This is a genomic window from Pedobacter changchengzhani (assembly GCF_004354365.1).
Classification (GTDB): Bacteria; Bacteroidota; Bacteroidia; order Sphingobacteriales; family Sphingobacteriaceae; genus Pedobacter; species Pedobacter changchengzhani.
In genome coordinates, this window is record NZ_SJCY01000005.1 from 77,044 (window position 1) to 91,232 (window position 14,189).

General features: G+C 36.1%; 11 protein-coding genes. 3 read left to right on the forward strand and 8 right to left on the reverse strand.

What is annotated here, in order from left to right:
• Positions 1–104: 104 nt before the first annotated feature.
• From EZJ43_RS09325 to EZJ43_RS09360, 8 genes are all read right to left on the reverse strand, one after another.
• Positions 105–4,151, reverse strand: a complete 4,047-nt coding sequence (locus tag EZJ43_RS09325; RefSeq protein ID WP_133262440.1) for a glycoside hydrolase family 2 TIM barrel-domain containing protein — start codon at positions 4,149–4,151, stop codon at positions 105–107.
• A 154-nt stretch (positions 4,152–4,305) separates the two neighbouring features.
• Positions 4,306–5,556: an NAD(P)/FAD-dependent oxidoreductase gene (locus EZJ43_RS09330; protein ID WP_133262441.1), complete on the reverse strand. Its 1,251-nt coding sequence runs from the start codon at positions 5,554–5,556 to the stop codon at positions 4,306–4,308.
• Between the two features lie 2 nt (positions 5,557–5,558).
• Positions 5,559–6,206: a flavin reductase family protein gene (locus tag EZJ43_RS09335; protein WP_133262442.1), complete on the reverse strand. Its 648-nt coding sequence runs from the start codon at positions 6,204–6,206 to the stop codon at positions 5,559–5,561.
• Positions 6,206–6,925, reverse strand: coding sequence for an SDR family NAD(P)-dependent oxidoreductase (locus tag EZJ43_RS09340; RefSeq protein WP_133262443.1), 720 nt, complete (start codon positions 6,923–6,925; stop codon positions 6,206–6,208). The genes EZJ43_RS09335 and EZJ43_RS09340 overlap by 1 nt, the downstream gene beginning before the upstream one ends.
• Positions 6,922–7,572, reverse strand: coding sequence for a GTP cyclohydrolase I FolE (gene folE, locus EZJ43_RS09345; protein ID WP_133262444.1), 651 nt, complete (start codon positions 7,570–7,572; stop codon positions 6,922–6,924). The genes EZJ43_RS09340 and folE overlap by 4 nt, the downstream gene beginning before the upstream one ends.
• Positions 7,573–7,730: 158 nt before the next feature.
• Positions 7,731–8,138: a hydroxyisourate hydrolase gene (gene uraH, locus EZJ43_RS09350; protein WP_133262445.1), complete on the reverse strand. Its 408-nt coding sequence runs from the start codon at positions 8,136–8,138 to the stop codon at positions 7,731–7,733.
• 21 nt (positions 8,139–8,159) lie between these two features.
• The gene (locus EZJ43_RS09355; RefSeq protein WP_133262446.1) at positions 8,160–8,696 is read right to left on the reverse strand and encodes a heme-binding protein; all 537 of its coding nucleotides are present in this window, start codon (positions 8,694–8,696) and stop codon (positions 8,160–8,162) included.
• A gap of 62 nt (positions 8,697–8,758) precedes the next feature.
• Positions 8,759–9,328, reverse strand: a complete 570-nt coding sequence (locus EZJ43_RS09360; protein ID WP_133262447.1) for a Crp/Fnr family transcriptional regulator — start codon at positions 9,326–9,328, stop codon at positions 8,759–8,761.
• 154 nt (positions 9,329–9,482) lie between these two features.
• Between EZJ43_RS09360 and EZJ43_RS09365 the strand changes: the two genes are divergently transcribed.
• The 3 genes from EZJ43_RS09365 to EZJ43_RS09375 are packed head-to-tail and all read left to right on the forward strand — an operon-like array spanning position 9,483 to position 14,165.
• Positions 9,483–10,946 (forward strand): proton-conducting transporter transmembrane domain-containing protein, encoded by a 1,464-nt coding sequence (locus EZJ43_RS09365; protein ID WP_133262448.1) that lies wholly within the window; start codon positions 9,483–9,485, stop codon positions 10,944–10,946.
• Between the two features lie 2 nt (positions 10,947–10,948).
• Entirely contained in the window at positions 10,949–13,297 is a 2,349-nt protein-coding gene (locus tag EZJ43_RS09370) for a DUF2309 domain-containing protein (protein WP_133262449.1), read from the forward strand.
• 10 nt (positions 13,298–13,307) lie between these two features.
• Positions 13,308–14,165, forward strand: a complete 858-nt coding sequence (locus EZJ43_RS09375; RefSeq protein WP_133262450.1) for a DUF6671 family protein — start codon at positions 13,308–13,310, stop codon at positions 14,163–14,165.
• Positions 14,166–14,189: the final 24 nt, after the last annotated feature.

Sequence of the window (14,189 nt, forward strand, 5' to 3'; positions counted from 1 at the left end):
GCATTGGTACCTCTGTAAATAATGTTTTTAAATAGTCTGAGATAAAAAACCTGCTGAACTTTTTAGGCGCACAGCAGGTTTAAAATATTTAATGGCAAATACAGTTAATTAGAAAGCAAACTAAACTCAGCGCCGGTTGCAAAATCTCTTCCATTTTGCGAACTCAATGCTGTAAATCTTACAAATCTTGCCTTTACAGGTGTTGTTAGTTTTACAGTTTTGGCTTTAGCATTGTCTTCAAAATTTCCTGATGCGATACTTTCGCCCCAAGTTTTTCCATCCATACTCACTTGCAACTTATAGCCTTTTATGTTTCCATTGTTGCTATCTTGGCGAGGCGTATAGCTAAACCCAGCGATGGTTTTTATTTCGCCAGCATCAAAATCTATAAAATGTGGATATTTAGCCACTGTTACTGAGTACATGGTATGCCAAAATGTTGTTAAATCGTGATCTAGCAAATTCGTAGCTTCACCCTCATCGGTTTCTTCGCTAGAAGCAAAAACAACTTTTAATGGAATGGTTGTTATTTTGTTAAAGCTATTGTTAAACTTTAACTTTTTGTTATTTGCGTACCAAGCAGTAACAATACCACCGTCTTTTAATAAAAAAGGTTTCAAATATTCTTGTGTTTTACTTAAGCCGACTGTATAATAAATTTTGGCATCGGCATTTTCACTGCTGATGTTTACGGTTCCACTTTCATTTTGAGTTATTGCGATAGGTGCATCTCCCGAAGTACTAACATTTACCTTATTAGTTAGATCGTTATTTAGAATTGGCCTAATAATAAAACCTAAAGAATATGTGGTTGCTCTAACCCTATCTTTTTCTAATGGAGGACCTTGCCCACAGCTATTTCCACCTAAACCAGTAACAGCTGCATTCAAATATAAATGTGTACCCGTACTTTTTGGCAATTGATACGGATGCGGTGCCAAAGTAAGTGCCAATTCATCCCAAGGTAATGCAGAGGCGGCAAAATCATTTTTAGCAATAAATGCAACGCCGTTTCCACTTGCATTGGTAAGTGAACACCAACGTACTTCTTCTCTGTTGCCCGTACTTTGCGGTTTTGGCCAAGGTTCGAACATATTTGCCACTTTGCTTGTATATACTTCTATATTTTGCGCCGTTTTACGATCTGCATAGTTGTTTATCGGTCCTCTTCCATAGTAGCTGTAATTATCGTACGCCGCCGGTAGTTCCATTTTGTAGCCTATATGCGCCAATGCTAACCGTGGATTATTGGAGGATATGCTCGCAGAAAGTTCAATCGACCCATCTTTATAAATAGACCAAATTTGATTGGTTGTAAATTTGAAGTCATCAGTGCCAAATGGCTTATCTTTCTTCTCCTCTATAACGTAATGCCCAGATGAACCACCGCTGATGGTTGCGCCATTAGGTGCTTGCGATACCACAGTGAACGATAATACGACTGTTCCATCGGGTTTGGTATAATTAGTTGTTGAGGTTACCTTGTGTTTTAAATTATGAAGTCCGTTTAGGAACCATTGTTGGTATGCCCAGTTATCATTATCAACAGGTGCACGCAGTGCATCAAGTTTTGGTCCTTCACCATCTCTAATAATTATGTTTTCGCCATATTTAAGCGCATATAAACTTCCTGTTTTATTGTCGAATTTGGCTTCATAGCCATCGCCCTTAATAGCACTAAAATCGCCATCTTTCGTCAGTGTTGCTTTATCGCCTTGCGCAACCGATGCAATAGCAGGTTTGTTTGATGCTGATTTTACTTTCAACTGCTCTTCCATTTGGGAATAACCTTTTTTAGCCCAAGGCATATCCTCTTTTAATAAAAATTGAATCTTTACAAAATACTCTGATTGAGGATTAAGTGCCTTAGCATCAAATGGTAGCGTGTAATTAAATCTTTCGCGTGGCGCTACATCGTTTGATGCGCTGATATTGCCACTAATACGCTGTACGGCTTTTCCGTTTTCAAAAAGTGTCCATTTTATGTCGTAATTAGATAGCGAAGAAAAATAGTTTTTATTGAAAATTTCTATTTTCCTGTTAGCGCTGTCTGCCCATTTTACGCCAACATTTTGATACACTTTTTTAACTTCATAATATTGAGGTTTTGGTGTAAGATCGGCGAAAATTAAGCCATTCATCACAAACATACCGTCGTTGGGTTTGTCGCCAAAATCGCCACCGTAAGCTAAATATTTTTCGCCAGTGGTTTTATCGTACGAATACATTGCCTGGTCGATCCAATCCCAAATTGCACCGCCCATAAAGAAATTTGTAGATTCGATAGCTTTCCAATAGTCTATTAAATTTCCTGAGGCATTACCCATAGAATGTGCATATTCTGAAACATGAAAAGGATATTTTAATCCGGGAATTCCCTTAACTGCATCATTAATCCAGCCGATTGATGGATATTGATTGGAACCCATATCAACAATATCGTTATTTCTTTCATATTGTACAGGGCGAGAAAGATCTACTTTTTTAATAGCGTCGTAAGCGGCCACAAAGTTTTTTCCTGGGCCGGCTTCATTACCTAACGACCATATTACAATAGAAGGATGGTTAATGTGTGCATAAACCATTTCTAAATTTCTGGCTACGTGCGCATCTTTAAATTCTGGTACGTGAGAGAGTGACTCATCGCCATAATAGTATTCATGACTTTCGATATTGGCTTCATCCTCCAAATAAATACCATATTTATCGCATAAATAATACCAATAAGGGTCGTTAGAGTAGTGAGAAGTTCTAACGTGATTGATGTTGGCACGTTTCATTAAATTAATCTCTGCTTCCATTTGCGTGTGCGATACCACTTTCCCTGTAGTTGGATTAGTTTCGTGTCTGTTTACGCCTTTTAGTTTTACAGTTTTTCCATTAATGTAATAATATCTTCCAGCCAATCCAAACTCATCATCAGCAGCCTTTGTGTCTTTTATTTCTACTTTTCTAAAGCCAACTGGTGTAGAAATGATTTCGACGGTTTTACCCTTATTGTCTTTTAACGTAGCAACTAAAGTGTACATGTATGGCATCTCTGCCGACCATTTTTTCGGATTATTTATCGATACCTTTGCAGTTGCTGTAGATGCCGTATTTGCACTAACGTTTACGATACCTGAGCTAGAAGTGCTCTCAACTGGAGAATTCTCATCGCTAAATAATTTATTTTCGAATAGTGAATAACTTACTTTATAGCCTTTAACTTGTTTACCGCTCGTATTTAAAATCTCTGCGTTGATGTTTAGTGAACCGTTTTTATATGTTGCATCTAAATCAGGTATTGCAATGATGTTTCTGATGCTCACTTTCGGTTTTGATGTTAAATAAACAGACCTAAAAATCCCAGGTAGTCTAAACATATCCTGAGCCTCTAAAAACGAACCATCGGAGTTTCTGTAAACTTCTACTGCAATTTCGTTTTTACTGTTTTTATTTAAGTATTTAGAGATGTTGAATGCCGCTAAGTTTCTCGAGTTTTTAGAAAAACCAACATATTTTCCATTAACCCATAAATAAAAAAATGAGTCCACACCATCGAAATTTAAAAACACGTCTCGCCCATCCCAATTTGATGGAACCTCGAACGATTTGCGAAATGAACCTACTTCGTTTCTGTAAATATAGGTTGTCCAATCCTTTGGTGGGGTACGCATTACGCCACCTTTCCAATCGCCCACCTTTACGGTATGCTGAAAAATAACTCTTTGGTTTACATAAATTGGAACCCCATATTTTAGCGATCCATCTTTTTGAATGCCTAAAATATTCCAACTCATTGGCACCGGAACATCATCCCATTTGGAAACATCAAAAGTTGGATTGTAAAAATCTTTCGGCCGTTCATCAGGTGTTTTTACCCAATTAAATTTCCAAGTGCCATCAAGCGATTTATAATAATCACTACTGGTTGGCAATACTTTTCTAGCTTGATCGGTACTGCTAAAAGAAAAGAAGTAAGCGTGCGGAACCTCTTTGTTGAGCGATAAATCTTGAGGAGATTCCCACTCTTTGCCGGTTGGAGATTTCTCATCGCCATATTTAAAGCCACCTAAAGAAACGGTGCTCAGATTTTTTTGAGCAAATGTTTTAGTGCCTACCACTAAACAGATAAATACCGATAAGATTAAATATTTCTTAAACTTCATATTATTTGCGTGTTTGAACACGCAAAGTACAAAATTTAGTTTTAAATAGTTATAAGATTTTAGTTACGAAACACTTACCTGAAATTTATATAAATACGTAGGGTATGAAAATTTACCTATTGTTAAATGTATAGCGTGTTTTAGAAAATTTGATTTATAGTGATTTAAGAATCTCTTCTGCTACAGATTTTCCGCTTTTCATTGCTGCATTAATTGATCCATTAAGCGAATGATCGCCACAAATAAAACAATGGTCAGCAATTTTCATTTTATCAACGTTTATGCTGTTAACTACTGATTGATTATTTGGGAGTGCATAAGGTATGTTATATTTTGCGATCAACTTCCAATCTTTTGATTCAGGAAACCATTGTGCAAGTTCATTTCGAACAGTTGTTTCCAAATCAATTTGTGCGTCGATAGTGCCATCTTTAATGGAAACAGAAATTAAGGATTTACCAATCGGTGAATAATTTGGTGCAATATCATCCAAAAAAGCGATGTTATTAATAATTTGATCCGCATTTGCGTTAAGTGCGATTCTATCTGTATTTTCCTGCCTTTTTTCAACACTAAAATACAAAGTTAACGCACTTTTGCTTTTGGTAACCGAGGCCGTTAATTGATGAGGTTGAGGAATATTTACAGCATCCGTGGCGATTAAAATCGTTTTTGCGTCAAAAGTCTCTCCTAAATCAGTCAGCACTGATGTACCTTCTATTTTGGTAACACGCGTGTTGAGGAGTAATTCGTCTTTTGTTAAGTTTTCGCCCAATTGTTTGCTAATCATCCCCATGCCATAAACAGGTACTGCAGCGTCTCCTTCTCCAAACATTTTAAAAAGAAATTCAAACATTCGACTAGAGGTTTGCAATTTGCGCTCTAGAAATATACCTGTAAAAAACGGAGTAAAAAATTGCGCAATAAAATTTTCGCTAAAACCAAAATTTTTGAGGTAGGTTATTGTCTCAATTTCCTTTTTTAGAAAAATCTGATCTATGGATGTTAGCGATAACTTCACCTTCAAAAAAAGCAGTAGAAATTTGTCTTTTAAACTTCCAACAGGAGAAAATAGTGTAGTAAATAGAAGTTTCGGCTCTCTCAGCGGATCGCCGATTTTATAAATGGAATTTTTATTTAAAATTAAAGCGCCCGGTTTAAAGCGTTTTAAATCTAGTTTTTTATAATCCAACAGTTCTTTTGCTTCTGGATAAGCCGTTAGCAATACTTGGAAACCTCTATCTAAAATAAATCCATCTTTATAATCTGTTCTTACACGTCCGCCAACATCGTCAGAGGCTTCGATGAGCAGAATTTTTTTTCCCGCTTTTTTAAGAATTTTTGTTGCCGTTAAACCTGCTATTCCTGCACCAATAATGATTACGTCTAAATCGTTGGGTTTCATGCCTATCTTTTAAATTTTTCCATAATGGAGGGCTCCAAATTTGGTTTGGCATAATGCAGCCGTGCCACCAAATCTGCATTAAAATAAGCATCTAAGCCGGCAACGGTAACGGTTTTGGCTTTTTGATGATCAATATATCCATCGTTGCCAATTAAATTTTCACTCAATAAAATGTGGGCAATTTCACCTATAACCATAGTAGTGTTGTTCGCCTTTATTGGAATAACTTCGCAAAGTTTTAGGACAATTTTAACTGTAGATTCTGCTACAAAAGGCACTTCAAACTCGGGGATAAAAAACTCCGTTAAGCCACATTCTACAAATTCTGAACAGCCACTTGGGTAACGAGCACTTGTTTGGTGGGCTTTTTGATAAAAACTTTCGGTTACATTATTAAAGGTGTAAAGCCCTGTTCGCTCAATGTTTTTTAAGGTATCATGATGTGCTGAGTCTGGCCTAAAAATCATGCCCAATAATGCAGGCGATGCACCTAAATGAAATATAGAATTAAATATTCCTAAATTGCTATGGCCATTTTCGCTCATGGTGCCCACCAATTGCAAGCACTTAAAACCAGGCAAAGAATTGATCATCGTTGCACGATAACCTTTTTCCATTTCGCCTAATTCCTTATCCGAAATGTTCATCATTACATATTAGTTCTTAAAGTACTCATTCCGCCATCAACGCCAATCACTTGACCAGTAATCCAACTGCTTTCATCCGATAGGAGGAACGAAATTGCATTGCTTACATCTGCAGGTGTTCCAAATCTTCCAATTGGATGTCTTTTCGCTGCAGCTTCCTTTTTTTCTGGAGTATTTAAAAACTTTTCTGCCAAAGGCGTTTCTGTTAACGATGGCGCAACTACATTTACGCGAATTTTACTACTTGCCAACTCTGCTGCTAATGAAACTGCAAACCCTTCCAGCGCACTTTTGGCGGCTGCGGTACTGGCGTGAAAACCCATTCCGGTTTTTGCAGCTACAGAACTGATTAAGACAATGGATGCTCCGCCTGCGTTTTTGAGCGCTTTTAGCGCTTTTTGAATTACCATTGCAGCGCCAATTACGTTAAGTTTAAAATCTTCAGCCATTTCTTCTGCGGTAATTCTTGCAAAAGGCTTTAGGTTGATATTCCCAACCGAATACACTAAACCATGCAATTCATCGGGAAGAAATGAAGCCAATTCGTCTGTATTTTCCATTACGTCCAATGGCTGATATCGCACAGTTGACGGCCAATCCAAGCCCGCATTTCTAGATGCTGCATAAATATTGGCATTTTCACTTGTCAATAGTGTAGTCAGTTCAGCTCCAATACCAGAACTTGCACCAATTATCAAGATATTCTTATCTACGAAACTCATATTCCAACGTATCTTAAAAATTCATTTTTGGTTTCCATATTCAAAAACTTACCGCCAAAAGCAGTGGTTATGGTCGAACTATTTGCATCTCTAATGCCTCTCGATGATACACAGTGATGATTTGCGTCAATCATAACCGCAACATCTTCTGTGCCCATTACTTCTTTAATTTCTTCGCAAATTTGAATGGTTAATCTTTCTTGTACTTGTGGCCTCTGCGAGTAATATTGCACAATTCTATTTAATTTTGATAAGCCAATCACCGTTCCATTACTGATATACGCAACGTGTGCCTTGCCAGTAATTGGCACAAAATGATGCTCGCAATTGCTAAAAACGGCAATATTTTTTTCAACCAACATTTCATTGTATTGGTACTGATTTTCGAAAAGCGTAGGTTCTGGTTTATTATTGGGGTTTAACCCGCTGAAAATTTCCGTAACATACATTTTTGCAATTCTTTTTGGCGTGCCTTTCAAACTATCGCCAGTAAGATCTAAACCTAAAATATTTAAAATGCTAGTAAAATGATCTGTAATTAATGAAATCTTTGTTTCATCATCAATATCGAATGCGCTACTTTTTAAGGGTGTAGCAAAATCTTCAATTCTCAATTTTTTCTCGAAAATAGGAGGTTCCTGAATCATATATTTTTTTAGTATTATTTTGTATTAAAAAAGTATATAAATGTATAAAATATACTAATAATAAGAATTGCAGAAATTCATCTTAAAGTAATGTTTGTTAAAACGCAGAAAGTCGGCAAATTGCCGACTTTCTGTTTTGTTTTGATTGATCGAGAAAACTAATTTCCCCTGTATGTACTGTACCCAAACGGCGATAAAGTGATTGGCACATGGTAATGTTTTTCATTTTTAATTTCGAAAACAACTTCTATAAAAGGATAAAAGCTTTCTGTTTTTTTGGATTTAAAGTAATCAGCAACTAAAAAAGTCAACTTATAAATTCCTTTTTCCGATTTATTTTCTTCTAAAAAGTCTGGAATTCTTCCATTTTTATCTGTTTTCTTTTCGTCGATCATTGTCCATAAATTACTGGTTTTATCTAGTTTTTCTAATTTAACATTTACGCCAGGTGCAGGTAAACCCGTAGAAATATCGAGGATATGGCTAGATAATAAATACTTTGGGGTTTGCGCATAAGTGGTAAATGCTGCAAGTGTTACTAAAAGACTTAAAATTATTTTTTTCATGATGGTATTTTTTAATTTTGATTATTTTGTGGTAATTCCTGCTTCGGTAATAAATGCTGATCGGGCGATAAGATCATCGTTTTCTGCGCCACCACCACCAGACACACCTATTGCGCCAATTACAGTTTGATTATGGTAAATTGGTACGCCACCGCCCAATAGTAGTAATTCGGGTAAGTTGGCCAAGTTTTGCGTATCTGGATTCGCTTTTGCATTTCTACCCAATATTAAAGTTGCTGTTTTTGTAGAGGATGCTGTAAATGCCTTTCTGCGAGATGCCTCCGTATTATGCACACCAACCCCATCGCTTCTTAGCAAAACAATTGTTTGTCCGTTTGCGTCTAAAACGGCTACGCTAACCAATTTTTCCATCGATTTAGCTTTTTCAATTGCCAAATCTGCAAGTTTTAAGGCAGCTTTAAGCGTAAGTTGTTCCTTTTTTACAAGGAAAGTATCTGCCTTTAAATTAAGTTTTTCGTTATAGTCTGTTGAATTGATGTTTCCATAAGACAGAAATGGAAGAAATACCAAACACAGTAAGTTATATTTTAGTTTCATGTTTTTTTTTTAACAAAGGTAATGGGTGTAAAGTTTCAAAACGTTGACATAGGGCAGCGTTATCACAATTTTGCTTTAATTCTGCTTAATGTAGATGGAGAAATACCTAAATAAGATGCTGCCATTTTGTTCGAAATTCTCAATAACAATTTAGGTTGATTGTTGATTACCCACTTAACTTTCTCCATCGCATCAAACCCCTGAAAACCGTAAATCCTTTTCTGTGCCGTAATAAAACCCAGTTCTAAAATTTCCAAATAAATCCGGGCAAAAAAGCCATGTTTATCCACCATTTTAAAAAAATCGGCTCTGCTAATGGCAAGTAAATCACATTTTTCTAAAGATTGCAGGTATTCCATTGCAGGTTGCTGATCTATAAAGCTAGGTAGTGCAGTGCAAAAATTCCCTTCGAAACCAAAGTATCTTGATGATTCTTTGCCTTCAACATTTAATGTGTATAAGCGTAGCGAACCTTTTTCGATAAAATAATAGTATTTGCAAGTTTCTTCAAAATCGATAATGATTTGGTTTCTTTTGGTTTTAACGGGTTTAAAGCATGCCAATACTTCCTCAATAGCCATATCACTAGCGCCAATACAATTCTTCAATTTATCTTTTAATGTTCGCTTCATATTGTGTCATAACCAGTAATACAACCCTAATTTATCAATCCGATACATAAAAATAATTTATAGATAACATTTAATATATAAATAAAAATATATGATTCAATTTCTTCAAGTTTGCACGTCGATAAAAATATCTAAAATTTAAAATAATAAACTCATGAAACCCACAGCACACCCGTTAACAAATGCCTTGCCATCAAAGCAAAATTCGTTAGGTTATTTAAGCAAAATAATCAATATTACATTATGGTTATTATTTCTGGTCAATTTTATTTTTTTAGTAATTGATTACAATCATGCAGAAAAAGTTGATTTAAATTACTTCCATATTAACGGTTTTACACTTTTAATTTGGACTGTTGTAACCTTTTTTGGTGCAATAATTAGCAGTTTCAGCAAAAAATACCTAACAGGGTTTAGGTATGCAGAGCGATTTAGCATTTTAACTTTAGGTTTTATATTCTCGGTAATGGTTTTTGTAGCCAGCGACCATGTTTTGCCATTCATTCTTTCGTGGTTTGTGATGGGCTTTTTTATCTCTAGTTTAATTGGCATAGATAAAGAATGGGCCGAAGCGAAGCAAGCAGCTAAATTTGCGCAAAAATATTTTACGGCAAGTTCGTTGCTTTTAGCTATTGGGGTGTTGGCTTTAGCATACTCAAGTAACAATTATCGCATAAGTGGTATTTTGCCAGCGCTTCAAAATATGTCCTTTCCGGTACTTTTAATAGCAGCACTCTGCATTTTTGTAGCAGGTATTATTCAATCGGCAATTTATCCTTTTCACCGTTGGTTACTTTCTGCTATGACGGCGCCAACACCTGCATCTGCTTTAATGCACGCAGGTTTTGTTAACGGCGCTGGTATTTTGTTAACCATATTTGCTACACTGTTTTATGCAACCGGCACGCTTAATTTATTGTTCATTTTAGGTGGTATAACGGCAATAATTGCACAGTTTACAAAGTTGCTTCAAGTAGGGGTAAAGCAAAAATTGGCTTGTTCTACCATCGCCCAAATGGGTTTTATGATTATGCAATGCGGCTTAGGCTTTTTTAACGCAGCGGTGGTTCATTTAATTCTACATGGTTTTTATAAAGCATATCTTTTCTTATCGTCTGGCGAAAGTGTAGAAGCATCTGCACCTAAAGATTCGTTATCGCTAAGAATAAAACCTTTACAACTGGTATCGGTTATCGTTGCCGGAGTTTTAGGTGCTTGGTTATTTGTAGTGCTAACTGGCAAAGGTTTCGAGTTGAATAGCAGTATTTTTTTAACACTAATTGTAGCCATAACAGTAGGGCAAGCAACATATAATATTGTTAAAGAAAGCGCACTATCTAGCGTTCAAAAAATCTTTCTGCCCGCAATACTATTTTTTGTAGGGATTGGTTGCTACGCCTTGATGTACAATGCTGTAACTAAAGTAATGAGCGATATGCCAATGGTACATACCGCATCGCCACTTTCTTTTATCCAAATTCTTTTCGGAGTAATTTTCCTAATCGGCTTTTTTATCATGAAACTGGGCATTTACCGCAAAGTGTCTTGGGTTTATGTTAAGCTTTTAAATGATTCTCAACCAAATAAAAAAACAGTGCTAACTTATAATAATAACTAAATATGATCACTCAAGATTTTGTAAGCAAAATTGAGGAAGCATCCTCAATCATTGGAAAAACTTGGCCTCTTTATGGTTTTGTTACCTCCAACCCTTTGTCTGGATACGAACATCTATCTTTTCAGGAAGCTTTATTAGAAGCGAAAAACCATTTAGGATTTTCGGCTTTGCCACAAACTTATATGTTTCGCCAAGCTTGGGATAATGGTGAGATAGACCAAAACATTTTGAAAGATTTATTATTGTTAGCGAATTACAAGGAAGAACCAGCATTCTATTTGCAAAAAATGGATGTGGAAGTTGTTAAGCCTTCAAAAAATAAAAATCAAAAGCTAGATAGAATTTTATCTAAATGGTTGGGTGTTTTTTTAGATGAAGGAATGGCAGAGTGGGAAATGCCAAATAAACAGGATGGTTTTTTTAACGCGTGGAGAAAGTTAGCTTTATACGATAAGGAAATTGGATTAGCATCTATAAATCAAATCCCTAAAACAGCAAAAGATGCGCTTGATTCAGTGCTTGAAAAATATAAGGATCAAGATCATTTGGACATATTTAAGTTTCATTTGGCTGCTTTACCAGGATGGACAGGCTACATAAAATATCGTGTAGCAGAAAACACAGTTTGGCAACAAAAATACCCGATATCGTTAGAAGAGTATTTAGCAGTTCGTTTATTTATTGCAAAGCAAATTGATGCCGATATTTTTTCTGCAAAGCTTAAAATTGATCAAAATTTAGAGGTTGAAAATCTGAAATACATTTGGTTAGAAGCTTGGGAAAAAAGTTATCAAGGTAAATTAAGTGCCGATTTAGCTAAAAACTTAAAAAATATTGCCATTAAAACTGCTGATGAAAAATTAACAACTGCTCAATTGGTTTTCTGTATTGATACAAGATCCGAATTGCTAAGAAGACACATAGAGCAAAAAGGGAATTACGAAACTTTTGGATATGCTGGCTTTTTTGGCCTCGCCGCCGATTATCAAGATCTAAAAACGGGTATTGTCAGAAAATCTTGTCCACCAATTGTACCATCAGCCTATAAAATTTCTGAAAATGCAATTAAAGGTCAATCTGCATCGCTACAAAAGCTTCAACAAAAAAATGCAGATGCAAAATTTTTCTCTTTCCTTTCACAACGTTTAAAAAATATGTTGCCATCTGCATTTGGATATGTAGAAGGTACAGGCCTTTTTTACGGCATCTCAATGGTTTGGAGAACGTTAATGTCGTCTAAATTAAGCGATAAATTGGTCAGCAATGAAGGAATGGAAAATATATGTGAAACGCATATCGACTATCATAACAAACCTAAAAGCGAACAAGAATCTATCGCAATTGATGAAAAAGTGGGGATTGTAAAATCAGCTTTCGACCTTTTAGGCTGGAATAAATTTGCGCCATTAGTTGTTTTCGCTGGTCATGGTAGCCACTCTGCAAATAATCCATTTGGTTCTAGCTTAGATTGTGGCGCTTGTGCAGCTAGTCCGGGCAGACACAACGCAAGGATGCTGGCAAAACTGGCCAACTTACCCGAAGTAAGGGTTGCATTGAAAACGAAATTTAACATTAACATTCCTGCTGAAACACATTTTATTGGTGCTGAGCACAACACCACAACAGATGAAGTTACCTTGTTCGATGCGCAAAGTCCGGCAAGTCATAAATTACATATTGAGTTGTTAAAAACAGATTTATTAGCCGTGCAACATTCGGCAATTAGCGAGCGTTTAGGCTTAGAAAATGGTTTAGAAACGGCCGTTAAAAAATCGGGTAACTGGGCAGAAACCAGACCAGAGTGGGGCTTAGCTAAAAATGCAGGTTTTATTGTTGCGCCACGTAGCCTTACCAAAGATATGGACTTAGGAAATAGATGTTTTCTACATTCTTATAACTGGGAATTGGATGAAGGCGGGAAATTTTTAGAAGGTATTATGCAGGGGCCAATGGTGGTAACGCAGTGGATTAATAACCACTATTACTTCTCTACGGTAAACAACAACAAGTTTGGTGGAGGTTCTAAAATATCGCATAATGTGGCCGGTAAATTTGGCGTTTTTCAAGGCAATGGTGGCGATATTAAAATGGGATTACCGCTCCAATCTGTAAATATGCAAGATGAAGAAATGTTTCACCAACCGCTTAGGTTGTCGGTTGTTATTCAATCTCCGTTGGATAGAATTGATGAAATATTAAACAAGAATAGCAATTTAAGAGGTTTATTAGATAACAAGTGGATTTACTTAATGGTGATGGATCCATTATCGAACAATAGACTGCAAAAATATGAAAATAAAAATTGGGTGTTAACAGAAGATTACAGCGAGAATTTGGCAACAGCTGTTTAATCGACCAATAATGTATAAAAATTTTTTGGAGCTATTTAATGGGCGCAAGTTGGTTGTTGCAACAATGCACGGTAAGGAGCAAGTAATTGCGCCCATTTTAAAACAAGGCTTAGGTGTAGAAGTTATTGTGCCGAAGAATTTTAATACAGATATTTACGGCACTTTTTCAGGTGAAATTGAACGTAGTTTAAAGCCGTTGGAAGCAGCTAAAATTAAATGTATTGATGCTTGTAAACTTACAGGTTGTACTTTAGCCGTAGCCAGCGAAGGCTCTTTTGGGCAACACCCAGCTATGTTTTTTATGCCAGCCGATGATGAATTTATGGTTCTGTTGGATTTAGAAAACGACATTGTTATTAAAACAAGGTTGTTGAGTACAGAAACAAATTTTGCTGGAGATACATTTAACAATTGGGAAAGTATTGTAGAATTTGCCACCAATGCAAAATTCCCTTCCCATGGCTTAATTGTAAGAAAAGCTGCGCGTGAAAATGCTGATTTGGTGAAAGGAATTACAAAGTGGATTGATTTGGAAAAGCACTGTAAAAGCTTTTTGGCAACCTACGGAGAAGTATTTTTGGAAACCGATATGCGGGCAATGTTCAATCCATCCAGAATGGAAGTAATAGAAAAACTGACTTATAAATTGCTTAAAACCATTGCAAAACAATGCCCTAGTTGCAATTTACCCGGTTACGATGTTAAAAAAGCAATCGGCGGATTGAAATGTAGCAATTGTGGTTTGCCCACTAAAAGTATATTGGCTCATCAATATGAATGTGAAAAATGCGCGCATAAACATTTAGAATATTTTCCTAACGGAAATGAGGTGGAAGATCCACAATTTTGCGATTTTTGTAATCCGTAGTTTACAATAGTCAAAGTTTGTTAA